This is a genomic window from Burkholderia savannae (assembly GCF_001524445.2).
GTDB classification, from domain to species: domain Bacteria; phylum Pseudomonadota; class Gammaproteobacteria; order Burkholderiales; family Burkholderiaceae; genus Burkholderia; species Burkholderia savannae.
This window is the reverse complement of the sequence record NZ_CP013418.1, coordinates 1,115,667-1,138,693: the sequence shown is the minus strand read 5'-3', so window position 1 is coordinate 1,138,693 and position 23,027 is coordinate 1,115,667. Positions and strand designations below refer to the sequence as shown.

The 23,027-nt window shown below is 68.6% G+C and carries 18 protein-coding genes; 7 read left to right on the top strand and 11 right to left on the bottom strand.

Translation table 11 applies throughout. From position 1 onward, the window contains the following. Positions 1-23: 23 nt before the first annotated feature. The gene (locus tag WS78_RS26140; protein WP_038747700.1) at positions 24-1,997 is read right to left on the bottom strand and encodes an APC family permease; all 1,974 of its coding nucleotides are present in this window, start codon (positions 1,995-1,997) and stop codon (positions 24-26) included. Positions 1,998-2,158: 161 nt separating this feature from the next. Further along, positions 2,159-4,213, bottom strand: coding sequence for a methyl-accepting chemotaxis protein (locus WS78_RS26135; protein ID WP_059578523.1), 2,055 nt, complete (start codon positions 4,211-4,213; stop codon positions 2,159-2,161). A gap of 885 nt (positions 4,214-5,098) precedes the next feature. Here WS78_RS26135 and WS78_RS26130 point away from each other — a divergent pair. After that, positions 5,099-5,428 (top strand): hypothetical protein, encoded by a 330-nt coding sequence (locus WS78_RS26130; protein ID WP_038747703.1) that lies wholly within the window; start codon positions 5,099-5,101, stop codon positions 5,426-5,428. A 166-nt stretch (positions 5,429-5,594) separates the two neighbouring features. Here the strand turns inward: WS78_RS26130 and WS78_RS26125 are convergent, their stop codons facing one another. Both WS78_RS26125 and WS78_RS26120 read right to left on the bottom strand, forming a co-directional pair. Beyond that, entirely contained in the window at positions 5,595-6,089 is a 495-nt protein-coding gene (locus tag WS78_RS26125; RefSeq protein WP_059578520.1) for a 2,4'-dihydroxyacetophenone dioxygenase family protein, read from the bottom strand. A gap of 540 nt (positions 6,090-6,629) precedes the next feature. Continuing rightward, entirely contained in the window at positions 6,630-7,580 is a 951-nt protein-coding gene (locus tag WS78_RS26120) for a LysR family transcriptional regulator (protein ID WP_059578515.1), read from the bottom strand. 58 nt (positions 7,581-7,638) lie between these two features. Between WS78_RS26120 and WS78_RS26115 the strand changes: the two genes are divergently transcribed. From WS78_RS26115 to WS78_RS26105, 3 genes are all read left to right on the top strand, one after another. Next, entirely contained in the window at positions 7,639-9,042 is a 1,404-nt protein-coding gene (locus WS78_RS26115; RefSeq protein WP_059578510.1) for an aspartate aminotransferase family protein, read from the top strand. A 190-nt stretch (positions 9,043-9,232) separates the two neighbouring features. Further along, positions 9,233-10,750, top strand: a complete 1,518-nt coding sequence (locus tag WS78_RS26110; RefSeq protein ID WP_038747714.1) for a CoA-acylating methylmalonate-semialdehyde dehydrogenase — start codon at positions 9,233-9,235, stop codon at positions 10,748-10,750. 287 nt (positions 10,751-11,037) lie between these two features. Continuing rightward, positions 11,038-11,721, top strand: a complete 684-nt coding sequence (locus WS78_RS26105; protein WP_226377312.1) for a murein hydrolase activator EnvC family protein — start codon at positions 11,038-11,040, stop codon at positions 11,719-11,721. A 642-nt stretch (positions 11,722-12,363) separates the two neighbouring features. Here WS78_RS26105 and WS78_RS26100 read toward each other — a convergent pair. Together WS78_RS26100 and WS78_RS26095 are read right to left on the bottom strand one after the other, a co-directional pair. Then, positions 12,364-12,735 carry a COG4315 family predicted lipoprotein gene (locus WS78_RS26100; RefSeq protein WP_038747721.1) on the bottom strand — a complete coding sequence of 124 codons (372 nt, stop codon included), beginning with the start codon at positions 12,733-12,735 and terminating at the stop codon, positions 12,364-12,366. A gap of 240 nt (positions 12,736-12,975) precedes the next feature. After that, positions 12,976-13,776 carry a helix-turn-helix transcriptional regulator gene (locus WS78_RS26095; protein WP_038747724.1) on the bottom strand — a complete coding sequence of 267 codons (801 nt, stop codon included), beginning with the start codon at positions 13,774-13,776 and terminating at the stop codon, positions 12,976-12,978. 122 nt (positions 13,777-13,898) lie between these two features. On the opposite strand from WS78_RS26095, the gene WS78_RS26090 reads away from it, so the two are divergent. Next, positions 13,899-15,305 carry an APC family permease gene (locus WS78_RS26090; RefSeq protein WP_059578507.1) on the top strand — a complete coding sequence of 469 codons (1,407 nt, stop codon included), beginning with the start codon at positions 13,899-13,901 and terminating at the stop codon, positions 15,303-15,305. A gap of 29 nt (positions 15,306-15,334) precedes the next feature. Then, positions 15,335-16,465, top strand: coding sequence for a DmpA family aminopeptidase (locus tag WS78_RS26085; protein ID WP_059578502.1), 1,131 nt, complete (start codon positions 15,335-15,337; stop codon positions 16,463-16,465). Here WS78_RS26085 and WS78_RS26080 read toward each other — a convergent pair. The 3 genes from WS78_RS26080 to WS78_RS26070 form a co-directional block, all read right to left on the bottom strand. Beyond that, on the bottom strand, positions 16,456-18,099 hold the full coding sequence (locus WS78_RS26080) for a histidine-type phosphatase (RefSeq protein ID WP_038747733.1): 1,644 nt from the start codon (positions 18,097-18,099) through the stop codon (positions 16,456-16,458). The two genes, WS78_RS26085 and WS78_RS26080, sit on opposite strands and share 10 nt — an antisense overlap. Positions 18,100-18,272: 173 nt before the next feature. Continuing rightward, positions 18,273-18,491 (bottom strand): hypothetical protein, encoded by a 219-nt coding sequence (locus WS78_RS26075; protein ID WP_038747735.1) that lies wholly within the window; start codon positions 18,489-18,491, stop codon positions 18,273-18,275. A gap of 126 nt (positions 18,492-18,617) precedes the next feature. Further along, on the bottom strand, positions 18,618-20,882 hold the full coding sequence (locus WS78_RS26070) for an FUSC family protein (RefSeq protein WP_059578499.1): 2,265 nt from the start codon (positions 20,880-20,882) through the stop codon (positions 18,618-18,620). Positions 20,883-21,093: 211 nt separating this feature from the next. Between WS78_RS26070 and WS78_RS26065 the strand changes: the two genes are divergently transcribed. Beyond that, positions 21,094-22,104 (top strand): LysR family transcriptional regulator, encoded by a 1,011-nt coding sequence (locus tag WS78_RS26065; protein ID WP_038747741.1) that lies wholly within the window; start codon positions 21,094-21,096, stop codon positions 22,102-22,104. Positions 22,105-22,109: 5 nt separating this feature from the next. Here the strand turns inward: WS78_RS26065 and WS78_RS36350 are convergent, their stop codons facing one another. Next, positions 22,110-22,472, bottom strand: coding sequence for a hypothetical protein (locus WS78_RS36350; protein WP_156437444.1), 363 nt, complete (start codon positions 22,470-22,472; stop codon positions 22,110-22,112). Between the two features lie 53 nt (positions 22,473-22,525). Then, positions 22,526-22,828, bottom strand: a complete 303-nt coding sequence (locus WS78_RS26055) for a DUF4148 domain-containing protein (protein ID WP_059578495.1) — start codon at positions 22,826-22,828, stop codon at positions 22,526-22,528. Between the last annotated feature and the right edge of the window lie 199 nt (positions 22,829-23,027).

The window sequence follows — 23,027 nt, the reverse complement described above, 5'->3', positions numbered from 1 at the left end:
GGCGACGCTCCGGGGCGCGCCGCTTACCCGACATTCATCGGCAACAACACCATCTGCCGCCCCTGCTGATGCAGCCGCGCCTGCAATTCGACGGGCGTCTGGTTGTGCAGCCACGCGGTCAGGAAATTCACGCGCCGGAAGATCAGCTTGCTCGCGAAGCAGACGCTGTTCGGAAACTCGTCCATCGTCTCGTCGGCGAGGCGCATGAATTCCACGATCGGATGCGTGCCGAACGCGATCCGGTAGTCGGCCGCGATCCCGTGGCGCCGGCAGTGCGCGACGTAGTAGTCGAGCGACGACGTGATCGCGTGCCGCAGCCGTTCCAGATGCTCCTCGCCGTCGTAGCTCTTCGCGTCGACTTCGCCGACCGCCAGAAAAATCACGTTGCGAAAGTGCCCGGGGAAGAGCCGGTTCACCCACAAGAGCGCGTGCATGCTCGCGCCGCGATGCTTGCCGACGAGCAGCACCGCGGTCGGCTGCGCCGGATCGGGCTTGCCGGGCGCGGCGCCCTCGTCGACGGCGGGCGGCTCGCCGGCGAACAGCGCGTCTTCTTTCGCGAGCTGCGCGCGCGTGTCCGAGTAGTGGCGGTGGATCAGCAGGCACGCGGCGATCACCGCGCTCGTCACGAGCACCGTCAGCCAGCCGCCCGCCGTGAACTTCTCGACAAGCGTGATCACGAGCACGACGCTCGTCACCGACAGCCCGAGCGCCGACAGCGCGAAATGCCTGAGCCAGCCGGCGTCGTCGCGGCGGCGCCGCCACCAGTACGTGCAGAGGCCGAGCAGTGACATGCTGAACGTCAGGAACACGTTGATGCTGTACAGCACGACGAGCACGTCGACGTTGCCGTGCGTCCAGAGCAGGATCAGAAAGCTCGCGACGCCCATCACGACGATCCCGTTCTGCCGCACGAGCCGCGTCGACAGATCGCGGAAATGGCGCGGCACCCACGAATCGGAGGCCATGTTCGACAGCACGGCCGGCCCGTCGAGAAAGCCCGTCTGTGCGCCGACCAGCAAGAGCCCCGCCTCGAACGCGAGCACGGCGGCCAGCAGCGCGTGGCGCGCGAACGACGAGCCGAGCCCGAGGTGGTCGATCACGCTGCCGAACACGACCGCGTTGAGCGTCTGCCCCTCGACGGGCTTCGCGTGCCACAGCATGTAGAGCAGAATGATGCCGCCTGCGGTGAACGCGAGCGACGTCGCCATGTAGAACATCGTCACCTTGCCGCTCGGCACGCGCGGCTCGGCGAGCATGTTGACGTTGTTCGACACCGCTTCGAGGCCCGTGTACGTGCCGCCGCCGAGCGAGAACGCGCGCATCAGCAGCGCGATCATCACGAGCGGGCCGAGCGTGTGCGACATCCCGCGCGCCTCGCCGAACGCGTCGGGCACGACGTTCGCGAGGTTGCTGCCGTGCGCCGCGACGCCGTAGACGATGAGGCCGAAGTGCAGCACGACGAAGCCGACGAAAATCGGCAGCAGCACCATGATCGATTCCTTCATCCCGCGGAAGTTCAGGCCCGTCATCAGCACGATCAGCGTGAGCTCGGTCGTGAGCTTGAACGCCTGCGCGCCGACGGGCAGCAGGCTGAAGAATGCGTCGACGCCGCTCGCGAGCGACGTCGCGACGGTCAGCACGTAGTCGACGAGGAGCGCCGCGCCGGACACGAGCCCGGGCTTCGGCCCGAGCAGCGCGGTCGACACGCGGTAGCCGCCGCCGCCCGTCGGGAACAGCTCGATCACCTGGTTGTAGCCGAGCGCGATGATGAACACGGTCGCGGCGGTCGCGAGCGCGAGAAAGAGCGCGAGCGGCGTGTGCTGGCCGAGCGCGAGGAACGCCTCTTCCGGGCCGTAGCACGACGACGACAGGCCGTCCGCGCCGAGCCCGACCCACGCGAGAATCGGCGTGACCGCGATCGCGTGCCGCGTGCGCGGGTCGAGCGGATCAAGCGGCTTGCCGAACAGGAATTGCCACATCTTGTCGAGCGAGGTCATCGGTTCCCTCCGGTGCGATCGCATCTGGCCGTGCATCCATGCCGCGAGCACAAGGTAAGGGAGCCGCGCGCCGTCTGTCAGTCGGCGTTATCCATGAGACGGATGCGCGAGCTTTCGGATGCCTGACGATGCGCCCGAAAGCTTACGAACGGCGTACGCGCTCAATGCGCGGCGACGCGGGCCGATGCCGCGCGCGTTTCGTCTCGCGCATGCGCGCGTTCTTCCGCCGCGAGCTTGAACACGCTGACCGCATGCGCGAGCTGCGCGGCCTCGTCGCGCAGCGCGGCGGCCGCGCGCTCGGCGTCGGCGATCAGCGTCGCGTTCTGCTGCGTCGCCGCGCCGATCTGCGTGACCGCGAGATTCACCTGCTCGATGCCGCTCGACTGCTCGCGCGACGCCGCGCTGATCTCGGCGATGATCGCGCGCACCTGGTCGACGCGCGCGACGATGTCCTGCATCGCCGCGCGGGCGTCCTCGGCGATCCGGAAGCCGTGCTCGACCGTCGTCGCCGATTCGCCGACGAGCGCGTCGATCTCCTTCGCCGCCGCGGCGCTGCGCTGCGCGAGCGCGCGCACCTCGGAGGCGACGACCGCGAAGCCCTTGCCGTGCTCGCCCGCGCGCGCCGCCTCGACGGCCGCGTTCAGCGCGAGGATGTTGGTCTGGAACGCGATTGCCTCGATCACGCCGGTGATCTCGGCGATCTTGCGCGCGACGCCCTGGATGTCGCCCATCGTCGCGACGACGCGCTGCACGGCCGCGCCGCCCGTCGTCGCGGCGGACGACGCGCCCGTCGCGAGCGCGTTCGCCTGCGCCGCGTGGTCGGCGTTCTGCTGGACGGCCGCGGTGATCTGCTCCATGCTCGCCGCGGTCTGCTCGACGCTGCTCGCCTGCGTCGCGATTCGCGCGGCCATGTTGCTGCTGCCCGCCGCGATCGTCACGGTGCCGTGCGCGATGTCGGCCGCGCCTCGGCGCACCTGCGCGACGATCCGCGCGAGGCCGTCGCCGATGCCGTCGACCGCGCGCACGAGCCGGCCGATCTCGTCGCCGCGCCCGCTCGCGTGCGGATCGGCCGGGCCGTCGTGAACGCCGCGCGCGGCGATCCGCACGCTGAGATCGCCCGCCGCGAAGCGCTCGGATGCGTGCGCGGCCGCGTCGAGCGGTCGGCTGACGACGCGCTTGACGACCGCGACGAAGAGCGCCGCGAACGCGAGCACGAATGCGCAGCCGATCGCCGCGAAGCGGTTGCGGGTCGCGCGCATGCCGGCCATCACTTCGTCGTCGATCGCGATGCCGCCGACGAGCCATTGCCACTGCGGGACCGTGACGAACGACACGAATTTCGCGCGCGGGCCGCTGTCGGACGCGGCCGTGTCGGTCGACGTGTAGGACAACTGGCCTTCCTTCGCGGCGAGCATCTGCGCGTACGGCGCGGCTGCGTCGTCGGCGCGCTGGCCCGCGCGCTGCGGATGGACGATCAGGTTGCCGCGCGTCGGGCCGTTCGATGCGTCGAGCACGAAGTAGTAGCCGTGCTCGCCGATCTTCAACTGGCGGATGCCGTTCTCGACGAGCCGCATTTCCGCGCCGACGTCGATGCCGACGAACAGCGCGCCGACGATCGCGCCGCTCGCGTCCGCGATGGGCTTGTATTGGGTGATGTAACGTTTGCCGAACAGCGTCGCGAGACCGGTATACGTGTTGCCGGCGACGAGCGGCGCGTACGCGGGGCCCTTGCGGTCGAGCAGCGTGCCGATCGCGCGGCTGCCGTCCTGCTTTTTCAGCGACGTCGTCACGCGGACGAAGTCGTCGCCCTTTCGCGCGAAGATCGTCGCGATCGCGCCGCTCTTCAGCAGGAACTGGTCGGGGATCGAGAAATCGAGGTTCAGCGTCTGGCCGCCCGCGGTGAGCGCGGGCGTCGCGACGCCCGCGACGTCGACGGTCCGCGCGGGATCGAGCGCGTAGCCGGGCGGCAAGAAGCTCCCGAGGAGCGTCATCGCGCGGCTCGCCTCGGCGGTGAGCGCTTCGTCGAAGAGCGCGATCATCGCGGCGATCGAACGGTCCTTCTCGTCGATGCGCGTGTGAACCTGGCCGGCGATCTGGCCGGCGGCGGCGTGGGTCAGCGCCCAGACGAACGCGGCGAAGAGAAGCGCGAAGAGCGCGCTCGACAGCGCAGCGAGGCGTGCGCCGACGCTCGCGCGCCGCAAGAATGGCACGTTCATGAATGACTCCGAGTGCGGTGGCGGGGACGTTGGCGGAACGCACGCGTCACCGCTCTCTGATGGCGTGGTTGTCGGCAGGCGCGGGGGATTCTTTAGGATTTTGTAAGGGGTTGATCCGGGTAGGGCGGCGAGGCTTCACGCAACGGCGAGCGGCGGGTTCAGGGCAGCGGCGCGCTCGGGGCGCAGGCGGCGCTCGGGATGAGCAACCGCGACACGCGGGCGGACCGGGAGCCGGCGATACGGAAGGCCTGAGCCGCTTTTTCAGGTCGAACTTCCGGCCGAACTTCAATGATCCATTGGCTTTTCGCCGGAACAACCGAGTCCATTTGGCTGAAGCGGGTCTGTCGCGGGGCCGCGCGGTTCGATCCGGCAGTCGCGGAGGGCAATCGGGCGGGATCGGGGGGAATCTTGCGCGAATGGCCTGCCGGCCGATTGCGGTGCCGTCGGCCGCGAGCCGCCACAGAGATCGAACGGCGGATTTCGCGTATCCGTTGTGGCGGAGAAGGGGGCGCGAAAAGCGTCGGGGCGTTGAACAGGTCGCCGGCGTATCGCGTATTCTCGCTCGTGGTTTCCCCGCTTCAACGCCATGCGTTACGTAACATTTTTGAATCGTTTTGACGCCGTCTGTGCGTTTGGGCCGACGCGGCGCGGAGCGGGGGGGCCGCGGGCACCATGGGACATGCTGCCTCGGACGGCCTGTCGACGGCCCTGACGGCTCATCTCCGTCCTTCCGTCGCGTGCGCCGCACTTGACGTTGTCGACGCTGGCACGGTTTCTGCGTCGCATCGAATACGAGGGCCGCGCCGGCCGAACGGCGCGGATTCAGGCAAACTGGTCGGGCGCATCCGCAAGATCCGCTCGTCCCCAAGCAGCACGGTGCAATACATGGACACGCTCCCGAACCAGTCCGACGCGCAATTCCAGGCCTTCCTGGCGAAGCTGCTCGAGCAGCCGCAGCCCGCCGTCTGGACCGAAAAGCAGCAGATCGAGCTCGACATGGCGCGCGAGCTATCCACCGAGATGCTGCAACTCGCGGAACGCATGCAGGCGACCGACAAGACGGATCTCGAAAGCTGCCTCGTGCTGCTCAGGCACGCGAAGGTGCTCGACTTCATCCTGTCGTCGCTCGCCGCGCGCCGCGACATCCATCCGCGGACGCTGCGCACGATCTTCAAGCTCGCGAAGCTCAAGGTTCACGATTCGTATCCGGAGTGAGCGGAGCTCGATCGAACGACGCGAGCGGGCATTCGCCGCCGGCAGTGCGCGGCGGCCTTGATGCGGCGGCCGTCGTCGCGAACGCGCAGCGCACGGCTGCCGCAACCGCACGCCGGTGTCGCGCGATGGGCGCGATGGGCGTGACGGGCGTGACGGGCGTGCGTGCTCAGCGCGTGACGAAAGGCGGCGCGACATCCGGCTTCGCGCGCGCGAACTTGCGTTCGCGCAGCAGTCCGACCCGGCCGTTCTCGCGCGCGGTCTCGTTGCCCGCATCGTCGAGCAGCACGAGATCGCCGCGCATCACGTTGAACGTGACGACCGCGCCCGTCTCCGATGCGATCGCCTCCGGCGTGTGGTGCGAGCCCGCCGGCTCGAGCAGCGTGCTTCCCGGCCGCGCGATCCAGTCGTATTCGCGATAGCGCCACTCGCCCTGCAGCGTGTAGACGAACACCGCGCCGTCGTGTCGATGGCGCGGCAGCGCGAGCCCGACCGGCATCCTCAGCAGCACGGTCATCTCGTCTTCGGCGACGTTGATGTGCAGGTACTTGATCGCGAGCCCGGGCAGGCTCGCGTCCATCGGCAGCCACGGACGTTCGTCGTCCTGCAGGCACGAGATCGGCGGCAGCGGCGCGGCGGGGGCGGTCGGCAACGGTGAATTCATGGCTTGGCGCGGCGCCGCATCGGCGCGGAAGTATGCGGGAAAGCGCGATTATCGCAGAGCGGGCGGCGGTGGACGTCGGCATCGTCGGCGCGGCGCCGCGCATGCCCGTAACGGTTGTCGCGCTTTCCCCGCGACGGCGTTCGCCGGCTTGTCATCGAGCGGGCGCGTGGCGTTGCGCACCGCGCCCGGCTGAGGCCGCGGGTCGATTGAAGCTTGATTGACCGGCAATGGCGGGCGTCAGGCACGCAGTCAACGCGTCGTTGCGGTTTGAATGTGCTGCGGCGGCGGGCCGTAGCGACGGTGTTCTTTCGCTTTTCATTCGCATGAGTGGGTAAAAGCCAGGCTGACGCGAACGAACGTCGACACGGGCAGCCTCGCGTTCGACGGCGGCGCGGAGAAATACAACGAGATATCGCAGGCGTGGACGGTTCCGTATCGTCTCGACAGGCGGCAATACATCGCGTGGGTCGATGGGCGGCGGCGGCATGGAAATCAGCGGCCCCATGGACTCACCCTCCAACGGTTCGATCGTCGTCGCGCTCACGCCTTCGCCCGCGCCGCCGCATGCGCGATTTCCAGGCAATCCTGAAACAGCAGCGCCGCGCGCGAAGGCCGCGGCGAGCGCCGCAGCAGGCTCACGAACCGGCACGAGTAATGGAACCGCTGCGGTGCGACGGGCCGCATCAGCCCCTTCGCCTCGAAGCTCTGCGCATAGTGATCGGGCAGGAAGCCGAGATACCGCCCCGACAGGATCAGCGTCGCGATCGACTCCTGGTCCGACGCCGTCGCGCTGCGCGTGAGCTTCGCGCGGTGGCTCAGCTCCATGTTCGGCGAGTGGTAGCCGAGGCCGGCGAACGCGTAGCCGCGCACCTGGCGCCACGTGAGCTTCGCGTGCGGCGCGTCGAAGAGCGGATGGCTCGCGCCGCAGTACAGCAGCATCCGCTCGTCGAACAAGTCCATGTAGACGAGGCTGCCCGAGCTGCGGTGCGCGGGGATGATCCCGACCTGATAGCTGCCGTCGATGATCCCGCGCTCGACCTCGTTGATCGACGCGACGTGCAGGTTCAGCGCGACGTCCGGCGCCTCGTCGTGAAAGCGCCCGATCGCGTCGCCGAGCCGCGCCTTCGGGTTCGTCGCGGTCTTGTCGAACACGGCGATGTGCAGCTCGCCGCCCATCCGGTCGTGAATTCCGTCGACGCGGCTCCTGAACGCCTCGACCGACGCCAGCAGCCGCAGCGTTTCCTCGTAGACGGTCTGGCCCTCGGGCGTCAGCGTGAAGCCGGCGCGGCCGCGCCGGCACAGCACGAGGCCGAGGCGCGTTTCGAGATCCTTCACGTGCCGGCTGATCGTCGAGATCCCGATGTTCAGCTCCAGCTCGGCCGCCGCCATGCCGCCGCACTGGACGACGCTCCTGAACACGCGCAGCAGGCGCAAGTCCATGTCGGTCAGCTGGCCGAGGAGCGCGCGGCTCTTCGGTTTTCTTGCTTGCATAAATGCTCAAGTAAACATTGATATTGCGATATTCAAAAGACTATTCGTCGACTCGACAATGCGCAACATCTTCATTCATCCGCGCCGCGCCGCGCTGCCGACCGACATGAACGCTCTGACCGAACCCACGACCCCCGACACGCCGCTGCGCACCGATGCGCAGTGGCTCGACGCCCACTGGATGCCGTTTACCGCGAACCGCCAGTTCAAGCAGGACCCGCGGATCATCGTCGAAGGCAAGGGCGCGTACTACACGGCAGCCGACGGCCGCAGGATTTTCGACGGACTGTCCGGCCTCTGGTGCTGCGGGCTCGGCCACGGCCGCACCGAGATCTCGGACGCGGTCGCGCGCCAGGTCGCGCGGCTCGACTACTCGCCCGCGTTCCAGTTCGGTCATCCGCAGTCGTTCGAGCTCGCGAACAAGATCAAGGCGCTCACGCCGGCCGGCCTCGACTACGTGTTCTTCACGGGCTCGGGCTCGGAGGCGGCCGACACGTCGCTCAAAATGGCGCGCGCGTACTGGCGCGCGAAGGGCAAAGGCACGAAGACGCGCCTGATCGGCCGCGAGAAGGGGTATCACGGCGTGAACTTCGGCGGCATCTCGGTCGGCGGGATCGGGCCGAACCGCAAGCTGTTCGGCCAGGGCCTCGATGCGGACTTCCTGCCGCACACGCAACTGCCGGAAAACAGGTTCTCGCGCGGGCTGCCCGAGCACGGCGCCGAGCTCGCCGAGCGCCTGCTCGACCTGATCGCGCTGCACGACGCGTCGAACATCGCCGCGGTGATCGTCGAGCCGTTCTCCGGCTCGGCGGGCGTCGTCGTGCCGCCGAAGGGCTATCTGCGGCGGCTGCGCGAGATCTGCACCGCGCACGACATCCTGCTGATCTTCGACGAAGTCATCACGGGCTTCGGCCGCGCGGGCGCGATGACGGGCGCCGATGCGTTCGGCGTCGTGCCGGACATCATGAACGTGGCGAAACAGGTGACGAACGGCGCGCAGCCGCTCGGCGCGGTGATCGCGAACCAGGACATCTACGACACGTTCATGGCGGCGGGCGGCCCCGACTACATGCTCGAATTTCCGCACGGCTACACGTATTCCGCGCATCCCGTCGCATGCGCGGCGGGCGTCGCGGCGCTCGATCTGCTCGAGAAGGAAGACGCGATCGGCCGCGTGCGCGCGCTCGCGCCGCATTTCGAGGCGGCCGTGCATGGCCTGAAGGGCGTGCGCCACGTGGCCGACATCCGCAACTGCGGGCTCGCCGCGGGCCTGACGATCGAGCACGCGCCGGGCGAGCCTGCGCGGCGTCCGTACGAGATCGCGATGCATTGCTGGAAGAACGGTTTCTACGTGCGCTACGGCGGCGACACGATCCAGCTCGCGCCGCCGTTCATCGCCGAGAGGCACGAGATCGACAGCCTTGTCGGCGCGCTGAACGACGCGCTGCTCGCCACCGCGTGACGACGCGGGGCCGCCGCGCGCGCGTCGGGCGGCGGCCGAAACGGCGTTCGCCGCGCCGGGGCGGCGCGACGGCAGTTCGCCGCCGAAGCGGTTCGGCCGCGGCGCGATGCGCTCCGGCTTGCGCGGCGGCGCGCGTTCGCCGCATCGACGAAACACACGAACGAAACACACGAATTCAGGAAACACCGCGATGAAACACGACAGCAACGTGACCTCCACCCTCGGCCATCTGATCGACGGCAAGCGCGTCGACGGCGGCGAGCGCGTCCAGCCGGTGTTCGATCCGGCGACGGGCACATCGACGACGAGCGTGCGGCTTGCCGACAAGCCCACGGTCGAGGCGGCGATCGCGGCCGCGCAGGCCGCGTACCCGGCGTGGCGCAACACGCCGCCGCTCAAGCGCGCGCGCGTGATGAGCCGCTTCAAGACACTGCTCGAGGCGCACGCGGACGAGCTGTGCGCGCTGATCACGGCCGAGCACGGCAAGGTGCTCGCCGACGCGATGGGCGAGCTTCAGCGCGGCATCGAGAACGTCGAGTACGCGAGCTACGCGCCGGAGCTGCTCAAGGGCGAGCACAGCAAGAACGTCGGCCCGGCGATCGATTCGTGGAGCGAGTTCCAGGCGCTCGGCGTCGTCGCGGGCATCACGCCGTTCAACTTCCCGATCATGGTGCCGCTGTGGATGTGGCCGATGGCGGTCGCGTGCGGCAACACGTTCGTGCTGAAGCCGTCGGAGCGCACGCCGTCGTCGACGCTGCGCATGGCCGAGCTCGCGCTCGAGGCGGGCCTGCCGCCGGGCGTGCTGAACGTCGTGAACGGCGACAAGGAAGCCGTCGACACGATCCTGACCGACGCGCGCGTGAAGGCGGTGAGCTTCGTCGGCTCGACGCCGATCGCCGAAACCATCTACACGACGGGCTGCGCGCACGGCAAGCGCGTGCAGGCGTTGGGCGGCGCGAAGAACTTCGCGGTCGTGATGCCGGACGCCGACATCGGCAACGCGGTGAACGCGCTGATGGGCGCCGCGTACGGCTCGTGCGGCGAGCGTTGCATGGCGATTCCGCTCGTCGTCGCGATCGGCGACGAGACCGGCGACAAGGTGGTCGAGGGCCTCGCGGCCGAGATCGCGAAGATGAAGGTCGGCCCGGGCACGGGAGAAGGCGTCGACATGGGGCCGCTCGTCACGCGGCAGCACTTCGAGAAGGTGGCGGGCTTCGTCGAAGCCGGTGTCGAAGCGGGCGCATCGCTCGTCGTGGACGGCCGCGGCGTGAAGGTCGACGGCCACGACGGCGGCTACTACCTCGGCCCGTGCCTGTTCGATCACGTGAAGCCCGGCATGCCGATCTATCAGCATGAGATTTTCGGGCCGGTGCTCGGCGTCGTGCGCGTCGCGTCGCTGGCCGAAGCGATGGCGCTCGTCGACGCGCACGAGTACGGCAACGGCACGTGCCTGTTCACGCGCGACGGCGAGGCCGCGCGCTTCTTCAGCGACAACATCCAGGTCGGGATGGTCGGCATCAACGTGCCGCTGCCCGTGCCCGTCGCGTATCACTCGTTCGGCGGCTGGAAGCGCTCGCTGTTCGGCGATCTGCACGCGTACGGCCCGGACGCGGTGCGCTTCTACACGAAGCGCAAGACGATCACGCAGCGCTGGCCGTCGGCCGGCGTGCGCGAGGGGACGGTGTTCAGCTTCCCGTCGAGCCGCTGAGCAGCTTTGTAGTTGGCCCATCCAGGCCGTTCGGCGAAGCGTTTCGTCGACGGCCTGTTCGAAGCCCGCGTAACGCGGGCTTTTTCTTTTGTGCTCGTGCTTGCGTGTGTGCGTGTGTGCGTGTGTGCGTGTGTGCGGAGTGCGGCTTGCCGCTTGCGCGGCGTACGCGCGCGATACGCATCGTCTCCGGTTGGACCACGGCGCGCCGCGCGCGACGGCCGGCGGCCGCGGCGGTCCTGCGCCGCATCGGGATGGCGCTGTAAGAATATGCAAGGAAATTGTATTGAATGGATCGTGCGTGGTATCTCTTCCCGGCGTCGCGCGCCGGCCACGGCACGCGCGCGACGTGCCCAGATCCATTGCAACAGAGAAGTGAGAAGCCGATGCCGATGATGTCGTATACGAAGCCAACCAATCTTTCGGACAAGTCCTTCACGGTCACGCTCGCGCTGCGCGCCGCATGCGCCGCCGCCGTCGCGGCGCTCGCCGCCTGCGCGACGCAGCCGGGCTCGACTCCAGCGGCGGGCGCCGCGGATGCGAAGGGCGCGGTCGCAAGGCAGTCGCAGCAATCGCAGCAGCCGCGGCAATCCGCGGCGTCCGCCGCCGCGCCGAGTTTCGCGTGGCCGGTGCGCGGCCCGATCCTGAAGAATCCCGACGATGCGAAGCATCCCGGCATCAACATCGGCGGCGCCGCAGGCGAGCCGGTGAAGGCCGCGGCGGACGGCGTCGTCGCTTATGCGGGCGACAGCCTGCGCGGCTACGGCAGCTTCGTGATCGTCAAGCACGACGACGTGTATCTCAGCGCCTACGCGCACAATCGCAAGCTGATGGTCAAGGAGGGCGACAAGGTCGCGAAGGGCCAGACGATCGCGGAGATGGGCGACAGCGACGCGGATCGCGTGATGCTGCATTTCGGGATTCGACGCAAGGGCGTGCCGGTCGATCCGTTGACGTATCTGCCGGCTCTGTGAGCGCGTGGAGGGCTGGCCGAGCCGCGTCGGCGGCGCGCGGACGCTGATGCGCGCGCTTGTGTGCGATGCGATGTTCGGGTTGCGGTTGCGATCGCCGGCGCGATCGCTGCCGGCGCTGCCGGCGCATCGGCAGCCGTGACGCGAGCGGTTCGTCGTCTCGTGTCGACGCACTTCACTCGTATCGCTCAAGAGTGCGGCTCAAGAGCGAAGCACGCGCGAATCAAGCGCCGCGAAGCATGCGCCGCGCGCCTCGGCCGCACGGTGTTTGCGAGGCGGGCGCAAGGCTTCGCAGGCCGGAATAGTTGCAGGAACGCGCAAGTATCGAGGTGTTTGCTGACGAGTTCGTCCTCTGCGATCGCGATGCGTAGGCGGCCCGCGCGGCGAGTGCGTGCCGATCGTGCAATCCGTCGGCGCATCGCGCGCTGACGCAACGTACGCACCGCGCTCGATCGGCTCGCGCTCAAGCGGCCGCTGCAAACGACGTCGCGGCGGTTGACGCGATGCGCGCGAAGCGCCACGCTGCAATGCTCGTGCTCGTGCTCGTGCTCGTGCTCGTGCTCGTGCCCGTATCCGCGCTCGCGCTCGCGCCCGCGCGCCGAGCGCGGCGAGACGCCGTCACGTCCCGCCGCGCCGCCCGCGCGCCTATTCCTTCACCGCGTGCCAGACGTCCTTGAAGCCGTCGCCTTTCTTGTCGCCCTTCGCGGCATCCTTTGCGAAGAAATAGAGCGGCTTGCCCTGGTAGGCCCATTGCAGCGTGCCGTCGTCGCGCTTGATGATCGTGTAGCCGCCCGTCGGCTGATCGGTCGCGCTCGCCTTGTACGGCGGCCAGTTCGCCGAGCATGGGCCGCTGCACATGCTCTTGCCCGAGTTCGGGGTGTCCTTGTCGAACGTGTAGAGCGTCATGCCGTTGGCGGCGACCAGCATGCCGCCGCTCGGCATCGCGGGCGCATCGGCGAGCGCGGCGCTCGAAGCGAATCCGAGCGCGAGCGCGCATGCGACAAAAGCGGTTCTCATGTGTGTCTCCTTGTTCCGGCGGGCGCGGGGGCCATTCGAACGACGTGAGCGATTGATGCGAGCGCCGTGGCGTTGTTCTCGCATCGCTGCGGTGTCGCATCCGTTTCGCACCCTTTCAAAACATAGGCGGTTTTGCGCACGGAGGAAAGGCGATCGTCGACGGCGAATTCGATGCATCGCCGGCCGCTTTGCCGCTTCACCGCCGCTTCATCGCCGCCTCACGGCGGTTTCATCGCGGCGTCACCGCGGCGCGTCGTGCCCGAGCGCCTGCAGGAACAGCGAGAACAGCTCCGGCTGCGACGAAATCCCGAGCTTCGAATACAAGTGCCGGCGATGCACCTTGACGGTCTCGGGCGAGATCGCGAGCCGCTCGGCGATCGCCTTCGACGAGTTGCCGCGCAGCACGAGCCGCGCGATCGCCATCTCGCGCTCGGTCAACAGTTCCTCGCCGAAGCTCGCGAGCGCCCGCTCGACGCGTGCGGCGAGATCGTCGTTCGCGCCCGTGCGCGATGCGTCGCCTTGCAGCCGGCGATGCTGGCGGATCGCCGCGAAGAGCCACGGCGAGCATGCGGCGAGGCGGCCGAGCGCGCCGGTGTCGAAGCGCGCGTGCGCGCCGAGCGACAGCGACAGCATCTCGTCCGGCCGCGTGCGCACGATGATCTGCAATTCGTCCTCGCCGACCGCGTCGCGAAAATAACTGAGGAAATACTCGCTTTGCCGGAACAGGTCGGGCGCGACTTCCTCGAGCCGATAACAGCCGTCCGCGAGGCCGTCGTGCGCGGCCTGCAGGAACGGATCGAGCAGATAGAGCCCGTCGAGATACAGCGGCACGGGCGACGGCCCGCTCGCGCCGCCCGTGTCGTATTCGTCGAGCACGACGGGCACGCCGTCGCGGCCGAGCGCGGTCGCGAGCGCGTTGTCGAACGGCACCATCTCGTTGAGAAACAGAATCAGAAAGCGCCAGAAGCGCGGCTCGCCGAGGTGATCGAGCGCGCGTCCGAACGCTTGATGCATCGCTACTTCGCTGAACAGTCGATCCATGTGCGCCCCGATTTGGCGTAACCCCAAGGGGGAATGGCGGCGTGCAATTTGGCTTCCTAGACTGCGCGCCATGCGTTGCCCGAGTATGGGCGTTCAAAAAACCTGCGGCAAAGGAGAGCAAGATGGCGATGATATCGGAGTCCTCGAGCACGGCGGCCGCCGCGCCGGCCGAAACGCGCGCACGGGACACGCTCGTGCGCTCGCTCGGCGTGCGCGACGTCGTGATGATCACCGTGTCGGGCGTGACGCCCGCGAGCTCGATCTTCGTGATCGCGCCGTTCGCGATCCAGCAGGCGGGCAGCGGCGCGGTGATGTCGTTCGTGCTCGGCGGGCTGCTCGCGTTCGCGTTCGCGCTTTGCTACGCAGAACTGAGCGCCGCGCATCGCAGCGCGGGCGGCGAGTACGTGATGGTCAAGCGCGTGTTCGGCGCGCTGCCCGGCTATCTGACCTTCGTCGCGGTGCTCGCCGTGAACGTGTTCATTCCGGCCGTGCTCGCGAGCGGCGCCGCGCCTTACCTGAATGCCGCGCTCGGCACGCAGTTCGGCAATCAGTCGGTCGCGCTCGCGATCGTGCTCGCGAGCTATGCGCTAGGCATCCTGAACATTCGCACGAACGCGTGGATCACCGGCGCGTTTCTCGTGATCGAGATCCTCGTGCTCGCGCTGATCGCGTATCTCGGCTTTTCCGAACCGCATCGCCCGGCGCTCGCGCTCGTCAATCCGGTCGTCGTGAGCGGAGCCGCGCTCGTGCCCGCGACGCTCGCCGCGATCATGCCGGCCGTCGGCACCGCGATCTTCTGCTACAACGGCTTCGGCGCGGCCGTGTTTCTCGCCGAAGATCTCGAAGGCGGCAACCGCGACATCGCGAAGGCCGTGATCTGCTCGCTCGCGGTGATCCTCGTCGTCGAACTCGTGCCGCTCACCGCGATCGTGCTCGGCGCGCCGTCGTTCGTCGAGCTCGCGAAAAGCGCCGATCCGATCGGCTACGTCGTGCGCGCGCTCAGCAATTCGGGCGTGTCGCGCGTCGTGAGCGGCGGCATTTTCCTGTCGGTGTTCAACGCGATCATCGCGATCGTCATCATGGTCGGGCGCTTCCTGTACAGCAGCGGGCGCCATGCATTGTGGTCGCGCACCTGCAACGGCGCGTTCACGCGCATCCATCCGCGCCTCGAGTCGCCGTGGATCGCGACGCTCACGCTCGCGGTGCCTTCGACGCTGCTCGTGTTCGTGTCGAGCCTCGACGAGCTGACCGCGTTCACGGTCGATCTGCTGCTGCTCATCTATCTCGCCGTCGGCATCGCGGCGCTTGCGAGCCGCGTGACGCGGCGCGACGTCGATCATCATTACCGGATGCCGTGGTGGCCGCTGCCGCCCGTCGTCGCGATCGCCGGAGCGGGGTATACGCTCTATACGACGATCGCCGCCGCGACCAAGCCGACCGACCTGTACATCATCGCCGGGCTCGCCGTCGTATCGCTCGCGACTTATGCACTCTGGGCGCGCCGCAGCGCGGCGTTCCGCGAACTCTGAACCACGAACCGAAAGAGAGGACCATCAGCATGCGCATACGAGATCTGGGCATTCGCATCGGCCGCGGCAAGCCGGGGCGCTTCAACGCGATCACCGACGTCGCGGGCGTGCGGGTCGGGCATCGCACGGTGCACGTCGACGCGGGCGACGCGTCGGCGCATACCGGCGTGACGGTGATCGAGCCGCGCGCCGGCCGCGCGCGCGACGAGCCGTGCTTCGCGGGCGTTCACGTGCTGAACGGCAATGGCGACGCGACCGGGCTCGAATGGATTCGCGAGGCGGGGCTTTTGACGACGCCGATCGCGTACACGAACACGCACAGCGTCGGCATCGTGCGCGACGCGCTGATCGCGGCCGAGCGCGCGCAGGGCGGCGCGCGCGATCGCGAGCACGTGTACTGGTGCATGCCGGTCGTGATGGAGACGTTCGACGGACTCCTGAACGACATCTGGGGCCAGCACGTGCGCGTCGGGCATGTCGCGCAGGCGCTGGCCGCCGCGCGTTCGGGCGCGGTCGAAGAGGGCTGCGTCGGCGGCGGCACCGGCATGATCTGCCACGAGTTCAAGGGCGGCATCGGCACCGCGTCGCGTGTCGTCGCCGACACGGCGGGCGGCTGGACGGTCGGCGCGCTCGTGCAGGCGAACTACGGGCAGCGCGCGGCGCTGCGCGTCGCGGGCTATCCGGTCGGCGAAGTGCTGCACGAGATTCATTCGCCGTTCCGCGCGCCGGGCGCGGCGGGCGAGCCCGGCATGGGCTCGATCGTCGTGACGCTCGCGACTGACGCGCCGCTGCTGCCGCATCAATGCACGCGGCTCGCGCAGCGCGCGAGCGTCGGGCTCGCACGCGTCGGCGGCGGCACCGACAACTCGAGCGGCGACATCTTCGTCGCGTTCGCGACCGGCAACGCCGGCCTGCCGATCGCGAGCTACGGCCGACCGGGGCCGACGACGGTCGGCGTGCGGATGGTCGCCGACGAGCACATCTCGGCGCTGTTCGATGCGGCGGCGGAAGCGGTCGAGGAGGCGATCGTCAACGCGCTCGTCGCGGCGACCGATCTATCGGCGCGCGGCGTGCAGGTCGAGGCGCTCGGCGCCGCGCGGCTCGTCGACGCGCTGCGCGAGGCCGGCTGGCGGCCGCGCGCGGGCGACGCTCAGCGATAGCCGTGGCAGCGTTTCAAGCCCGCGTAGTCGTAGAAGCGGCTGCCGGGCGCGATCCGCGCGTCGTCGCACGCGGGCTGGAAATCGGTTTCGCGCTCGTTGTACAGCATCTTCACGATGAGCCGTGATCCGTTGCGATACACGTCCCACTGCAGGTTCGCGGCCATCGGCGACACCGTCTCGCCGCGCCACGGGTTGCTCGCATACGTGTAGGTTTGCGCCTGCGGCACGGGGGCGAACACGTTCCCGAGCTTCAGGATCGACGCGAACGGGATCACGACCTCGGCGTGCGTGAAGCGCAGCTTCGCCGCGTTCGTCAGGTCGCCGCGTGCGATCGCGTCGATCTCGCCGAAGAAATCGTCGACGAGCGCCTGCGCCATCCGGTACGTGACGGGATTCGCTTCGGCGACGCCCGGGCCTTTCCCGTAGAAATCCTCGGCGTCCTGAAGATACGCGAGGTGCTCGGCCTGCGGCGCGGCGATGTAGCGCTCCATCGCGACGCCGCCTGTTTCGGCCGTCATCGCGGGCGCGACCTGCAGCAGGTTGTACAGCACGTTCGCGGCGTCGGCGGCCGATTTGATCTTCGTCTTGCCGTCGCCCTTCACCGTGTTGGCGAATTTGCCGTCCGCCGACGCGAACGCGTAAGCGCCCGTGTTCGAGAACGTGTAGCCCGCGGTGCCGAGCTTCGCGACGAACTCGGGCGCGACGAGCCCGGCGAGCACCGCTTGCGCGACCTGCGCCGTTTGCGGCGATTGCACGATCGCGTCGAGTTTCGCGGCGGCGACGGGATCGCCTCCGTAGGCCTGATACGCGAGGCTGTCGCGATAGGTCGCGTAATACGGATCGGCCGTCGACGCGACGAGATCGGTGGCGGGCTTCAGTGCATGGAAGTAAAGCAGGAAGCGATTGACGCCCGCGGCTTGCGCAACCGGCGCGCCTTCCGGATAGCCGGCGGGCGCGGGCGGCAGCGTGATCGCCGGCGCGAGCGCGGGGCGTGCGGCCACGAGCGCGCCGGAAAAGAACGTCGCGCTGTCGACCGCGCGATCCTGGCCGGAACTCACGACGACGATCTTGCGCGCCGCGTTGCCCGCCGCCGCGCCGGCAGCCGAGTCGAACAGCGCGGGCAGCCGCGTGAGCAGCCGCGCGGCGAGCTGCCGGTGCTCGCGGATGCCGACCTGCGTGAGATTGCCGTAGCCGGGCGTCGAGATGCCCGCGACGCCATAGCCGAGCAGCGCGTTCGCCCTCATCATCGCGAACGTGTCGGCCTTCAACTGCCGGCCGAGCGGCGTGAGCGCGCCGTCGGCGTCCGCCTTCTGCAGCATGTCGTAAATCGCGCCGTCGTACTTGAAACCGGACAGCCCGCGCGAGCCGTGGCGCGCGACCATCTCGGTATAGACGGGCGCGTAGCCCGCGGGAGGCGCTTCGTACGTCGAAGCGTCCTGCTGTGGACGATAAGGCGTCTTCGTCTGATAGTAGGTGGGCGCGGCGGGCGCGGGAGAGGGCGCCGGCGCTTCGGGCGCCGGATTCGGCTGCGCGGCGGGCGGCGTGCCGTTGTCGTTCACGTCGCCGGCGCCGCAAGCGGCAAGCGCGGCGCACAGCAGGGTCGGGGCGAGGAGGCGGGCGAGGCGGCGTTTCATCGAAACGGAGGAGCGAGGAAGAATCGGCTGGAAGGCACCGCCGCTCGTCGGAGTGTTGCGCGTGCGGTGAGTCGAGCGCGCAGTCTCGCAAATGAATTTGACAGCTTGAAGTCATGAAACGGAAAGCTCGTGTCGAGCTTTCCGTTCGGTCCCGAGCGCGGCGCGCACGACGCTTAGCTGCCGAAGTAGATGTTGCAGAAGCTGACCGGGCCGACGCATGCGTTCGGTTCCTGGCCGTCTTGATGAGCGGCGGGGACGCGGCCGGCGGCTTGCACGGCCTCGGTGCGGTTCGCCGGTTGCCGGCCCGCGTCGGCGGCGGCGGGTTGCGCATGAGCGGCGGCCATGACGGCGGACAGCGACAGCGCGACGACGGCGATTTGCAGCGACTTCATTTGATTTTCTCCTTGAGGGTTTCCGTCTTGCTCGACGGTGATGAAACTATATGACCCGAATCGGATTGAATTAATCGCCGGGCGTGGGGAGCTTCTTTCCATTTCGCACAACGATCGTTTCGCGTGTCAGCCGCGCGAGCCGCGTCTTGCGCGCACGCGTTCACGGGCGCGCGAGCCGCGATTGAAAGGCGCGTCCCCGTCGATCAGCGCGCTGCGGATGAAGTGCAGGCAACTGACGATGCGCTGCATCTGACGACGCTCGGCGGGCACCGCGGACCACAGGTGCTGCGTGTGCCGGACCGCACGGATCGCGAGATTGACGGACTTCAGCGCACGCGCGAGCCGATGCGCGTCGGGTGTCTCGAAAAGCCGTGGCAGCGCATCGCGCACCGCGTCGATCAACGCGCGCCAGCGCAGCGCCTGTGCGGGCTGCGCGGCCGTGAACGCCTGCATCTCGCGGCGCAAGTCGATCACCGCATGGCCCACTTCGAGCGTCGCGAGCATCCAGCGCAGCGCGTCGCGATGCCGTCGCGAGCGCTTCGTGAGCAGGTTGCGCAGTTGCGACATCAGATCGTGCGAGCTCGACTGGAAGCGCTGCTCGAGGCCCGACAGCGGGCCGTCGCACGCGAGCGTGATCTGGCGGCGCAGATCGCGCGCGATTCTGCCGGTGAGCCAGGGCATCTCGGCGGGGAACACCACCGCGAACGCGATCGATGCGGCGAGCATCGACACGACGAGCGCGAGGCCGTTGTTGATCAGCGCATCGGGTGCATAGACGATCACGTTGTCCGGCCCCGCGAGCAGGCAGAAGAACACGACGAAGCCGATCCCGTAGCCGGACTTGCCGGGGCGCGTCGCGAGATACGCGCCCGCCGCGAGCGCGGGGGCGAGCGCCGCGCACAGGAGCGGGAAGCCGTCGATGCGCGGATACGCGTAGCAGACGTACAGATAGCCGGTGAGCGTCGCGAGCGCCGCGCCCGCGGCCATTTGCGCGACGAAGCGGCTCGCGCGCGGCGCGGTCGAGCTGAGCGCGCACGCGATCGCCGTGCCGATCACCGCGAGAGCACCGCTCGACCATTCGGACGCGATCCAGAACGCGCTCATCGCGCCCATCGCGACGAGCGTGCGCAGGAACGTGAAGCCGACGAAGTAGCGGTTCGTCTTCACCGCGTAGCGCGTGACCGAGCGCTCGAGCACGTGGCTGTCGAGCGCGAGCGACGCGTGCGTTTCAGCGTAGCCGAGGAATTCGTCGACGAAGCGGTGGAGCAGCTCGATCGCGGTGTCGAAGTCGAGCGCGCAGGCCGGGGCGAGCGTCTCGACCGCGCGGCGCGACGCGCGCGCGCGTTTCGGCAGCGCGGCGAGGTACGCGCTCAGCTCGACGAGCGCGGGCGATGGTGAAGGTGAAGGGGAAGGTGAAGGTGAAGGCGACCGCGACTGCGTCGCGCGCCGTTGGGCGGAGTCGCCGCGCAGCGCGGACAGCGCGGCCGACAGCGCGTCGACATGCGGACCGATCGCCGCGAGCACTTCCACCGCGTGACTCGCGCGCAACCGCTTGAGCAACTGATGGAACGCATGAAGCCGCGCGCACGCGTTCATGAATTCGCTGTTCAGCCGCGCGAGCCGCCGGCTGCGCGCACGGATGTGCGGGTCCTCGAACGACGCGAACGCGCGCGTGGCCTCGAAGCCGACGATGCCGTCGACGAAGTCGGCGAAGCGCCGCTCGAAATCGCCGCGCTCGACCGCGCCGGCGAGCGTGCTCGCGGCGAACGCGACGAAAGCGGCGTGCCGCGCATTCAGCGTGCGCATCAGCGCGTCGCTCGAGCTGAGCGGAAACACGAGCGCGCTGACGGCGCCGGAGCAGAAGATGCCGACCGCGACTTCGGCCGCGCGCGTGAGCGCCGACAGGAACAGCGTGTTCGGCGCCATCACCGCGGGCAGGCCGATCAGCGCGGCCGTGTAGCCGGCGAGCACGTAGCCGTACCAGCGAAAGTGCCGGTTGCGCACGGCGGCCGCGATGCAGCCCGCGACCCACAGCGTGATGCCCGCCATGTACAGCTCCGGCTGCTGCGCGAACAGGCCGCCCAACGCGAGCGCGGCCACGAGCCCGACGCCCGTGCCGACCACCCGATAGAAGCTCTTCGCGAGCACCATCCCGCTCATCGGTTGCATCAGCACGAACACGGTCGTCATCGCGATTCTCGGCTGCGACAGGTCGAGCAGCATCGCGATGCCCATTGCGGCGAGCGCGGCCGCGATCGTCTTCGCGAGATGCAGCCAGACGAGGCCGTCGCGGCCCGCCCAGTCGCGCGCGAGCCTGGCGACGCTGCGCAGCCGCTCCTGCCATCGTTGCGGATCGATGAGGAATCGCTGTAGCGCGGGCTCGTGCTTCATGGCTGGTGCTGGTGGCGGTGCTGGTGGCGGGCGCGAATCGGGGCCTCCGGCCTCGCGCGACGACGCCAGTCCGACCGGAGAGGCGCCGATTGTAGGAGCCGCGCGCACGCGCATTAACGCAACCGCAGGGAAACCATAGTTGCCGTGGCGGCAACAATGCGCAGGTTCCGCTGGAGGACAATATCGGCTCTACGACAGGTTTCGAACGGGAATGGATACGCTACAGAACATGCGGGTGTTCGCCCGCGTGGTGGAAGCGGGCAGCTTCACGGCGGCCGCTCAATCGCTGAATTCGACGACGGGCGCGATGTCGCGCGCGGTGTCCGAGCTCGAGGCGCGGCTGCGCACGCGGCTGATGAACCGCTCGACCCGGCGCCTTGCGCTCACGCCCGCGGGCGAGCGCTATCTGCTGCGATGCCGGCAGATCCTCGCGGACGTCGATCAGGCGGAGGAGGAAGCGAGCTGCGCGCACGAGCGTCCGGCGGGCGTGCTGCGGATGCACAGCTTCGCGAGCATCGGCCAGCATTACGTATTGCCTGCGCTCACCGCGTATCGCAGTCAGCATCCGGACGTGTCGATCGAGCTCACGCTGTCGCAGCGGATGCCCGATCTGTTCGACGGCTCGAGCGACATGGCGGTCGTGACCGCGTCGTCGCTGCCCGATTCCGAGCTCGTGTCGCATCTGCTCGGCTCGACGTTCAGCATCCTGTGCGCGACGCCCGCGTATTTGCGTGCGCACGGCGCGCCGCGCACGCCGCGCGATCTCGCGCGGCACGCGTGCCTCACGCTGCGCACGCCCGCGTTTCCGACGCACGAATGGCTGCTCGAAGGGCCGAACGGCACCGAGGAGATCAAGGTCGACGGCCCAGTGCAGACCAATACCGCCGAGTCGCTCGCGGTCGCGATCCGCGCGGGCATCGGCATCGGCATGCTGCCGCTTTATGCGGCGATCGAAGACCTGCGCTGCGGCAAACTCGTGCGCGTGCTGCCCGCGCACCGGCTGCAGAAGATGAACGTCTATGCGCTCTATCCGTCGCGCCGCTTCATCGACGCGAAAGTGCGGACCTGGGTCGATGCGCTGCGCTTTCACATGCCGAAGATGATCGCGCGCGACGAAGCGATGCTGTCGGCGATCGGCGCGGAGGCGTCCGATGCGACGCAAAGCGCGATCGCCGCGTCGCTCGAAGTCGGGCTCGAAGCGGCGCACGCGCTCAGTCACTGAGTGAGTCACTGAGCGAATCCTCCGATATCGACGCGATGCGCGGCCGCGCTCGACGGGCGGCCGCGCGTTGCGTGTCGCGCCTTGTTTTCTTCGGGCGTCGCGGGTGTCGGGCAGCGGAGATTGCACGGCGTGGCGGCTTTCATCGAGATGATGCACACGTTCGCGGGGGCGCCGCGCTTCGCTTCGGCCACGCGCGGCCAAACAAACAAGGGGACGACGCGCGGATCGAGCGGCTGCGACGGAAATGCCGCGAAATGGCCGCTGAATAAATAGAGAAGCTGCTGAACAGCAAGACAGCAAGACAGCAAGACAGCAAGACAGCAAGACAGCAAGACAGCAAGACAGCGAAGAGACGACGCATCTCGCATCGCCTCTTCATCCGTGATGTCTCCTTGCCCGACGTCTCCTCAACGACGTTCGTTTACTGCACGCCCGCCGCGGGCTTGCCGGCTTGCGCCGCGCCCGCGACGGCGGGGCCGTACGCGGCCTCGGCGGCCTTGCGCGCGGCGAGGCGCTTCGCGTCGAGACGGCGCTGCGCGGCCTGAATGTCGTCCGGATAGGTCGTTTCGTTGCCGCGCGACGGCTGGTAGCCGACCGATTCCAGATCGACGAGCTCCTGAACGACTTGCGCGCGTGTGAGCGAGCCGTTCGACGATTGGGCAAACGAGACGACCGGTGCGGCAAGCACGAGGGCGGCGGCAGCGGTGACGACGATCGATTTCAAGATGACCTCCAGTGTGATTCGATTCGATGCAGTTCGCGGTTCAACGATCCGAACTGACGAAGCAGAGTCTACGCAGCGGCCGCGCGCGGAAAAACCGGCCGCGCAGGCAAGCAGCCTTGCGGATTGCACAACACTGAAAAACAGCAGAGCGCGTCGCGCGGCCGATCGGGGTGAGGCTTCGTGACGGAAGTGTGTCCGT

Excerpts from the sequence above, each read along its gene's own strand:
- WS78_RS26115 (WP_059578510.1), top strand. The coding sequence starts at position 7,639 with ATGCGCAACATCTTCATTCATCCGCGCCGCGCCGCGCTGCCGACCGAC.
- WS78_RS26130 (WP_038747703.1), top strand. The coding sequence starts at position 5,099 with ATGGACACGCTCCCGAACCAGTCCGACGCGCAATTCCAGGCCTTCCTG.
- WS78_RS26085 (WP_059578502.1), top strand. The coding sequence starts at position 15,335 with ATGCGCATACGAGATCTGGGCATTCGCATCGGCCGCGGCAAGCCGGGG.
- WS78_RS26110 (WP_038747714.1), top strand. The coding sequence starts at position 9,233 with ATGAAACACGACAGCAACGTGACCTCCACCCTCGGCCATCTGATCGAC.
- WS78_RS36350 (WP_156437444.1), bottom strand. The coding sequence starts at position 22,472 with ATGCGAGATGCGTCGTCTCTTCGCTGTCTTGCTGTCTTGCTGTCTTGC.
- WS78_RS26120 (WP_059578515.1), bottom strand. The coding sequence starts at position 7,580 with ATGCAAGCAAGAAAACCGAAGAGCCGCGCGCTCCTCGGCCAGCTGACC.
- WS78_RS26105 (WP_226377312.1), top strand. The coding sequence starts at position 11,038 with ATGGATCGTGCGTGGTATCTCTTCCCGGCGTCGCGCGCCGGCCACGGC.
- WS78_RS26080 (WP_038747733.1), bottom strand. The coding sequence starts at position 18,099 with ATGAAACGCCGCCTCGCCCGCCTCCTCGCCCCGACCCTGCTGTGCGCC.
- WS78_RS26065 (WP_038747741.1), top strand. The coding sequence starts at position 21,094 with ATGGATACGCTACAGAACATGCGGGTGTTCGCCCGCGTGGTGGAAGCG.
- WS78_RS26100 (WP_038747721.1), bottom strand. The coding sequence starts at position 12,735 with ATGAGAACCGCTTTTGTCGCATGCGCGCTCGCGCTCGGATTCGCTTCG.
- WS78_RS26095 (WP_038747724.1), bottom strand. The coding sequence starts at position 13,776 with ATGGATCGACTGTTCAGCGAAGTAGCGATGCATCAAGCGTTCGGACGC.
- WS78_RS26135 (WP_059578523.1), bottom strand. The coding sequence starts at position 4,213 with ATGAACGTGCCATTCTTGCGGCGCGCGAGCGTCGGCGCACGCCTCGCT.
- WS78_RS26125 (WP_059578520.1), bottom strand. The coding sequence starts at position 6,089 with ATGAATTCACCGTTGCCGACCGCCCCCGCCGCGCCGCTGCCGCCGATC.
- WS78_RS26075 (WP_038747735.1), bottom strand. The coding sequence starts at position 18,491 with ATGAAGTCGCTGCAAATCGCCGTCGTCGCGCTGTCGCTGTCCGCCGTC.
- WS78_RS26090 (WP_059578507.1), top strand. The coding sequence starts at position 13,899 with ATGGCGATGATATCGGAGTCCTCGAGCACGGCGGCCGCCGCGCCGGCC.
- WS78_RS26070 (WP_059578499.1), bottom strand. The coding sequence starts at position 20,882 with ATGAAGCACGAGCCCGCGCTACAGCGATTCCTCATCGATCCGCAACGA.
- WS78_RS26140 (WP_038747700.1), bottom strand. The coding sequence starts at position 1,997 with ATGACCTCGCTCGACAAGATGTGGCAATTCCTGTTCGGCAAGCCGCTT.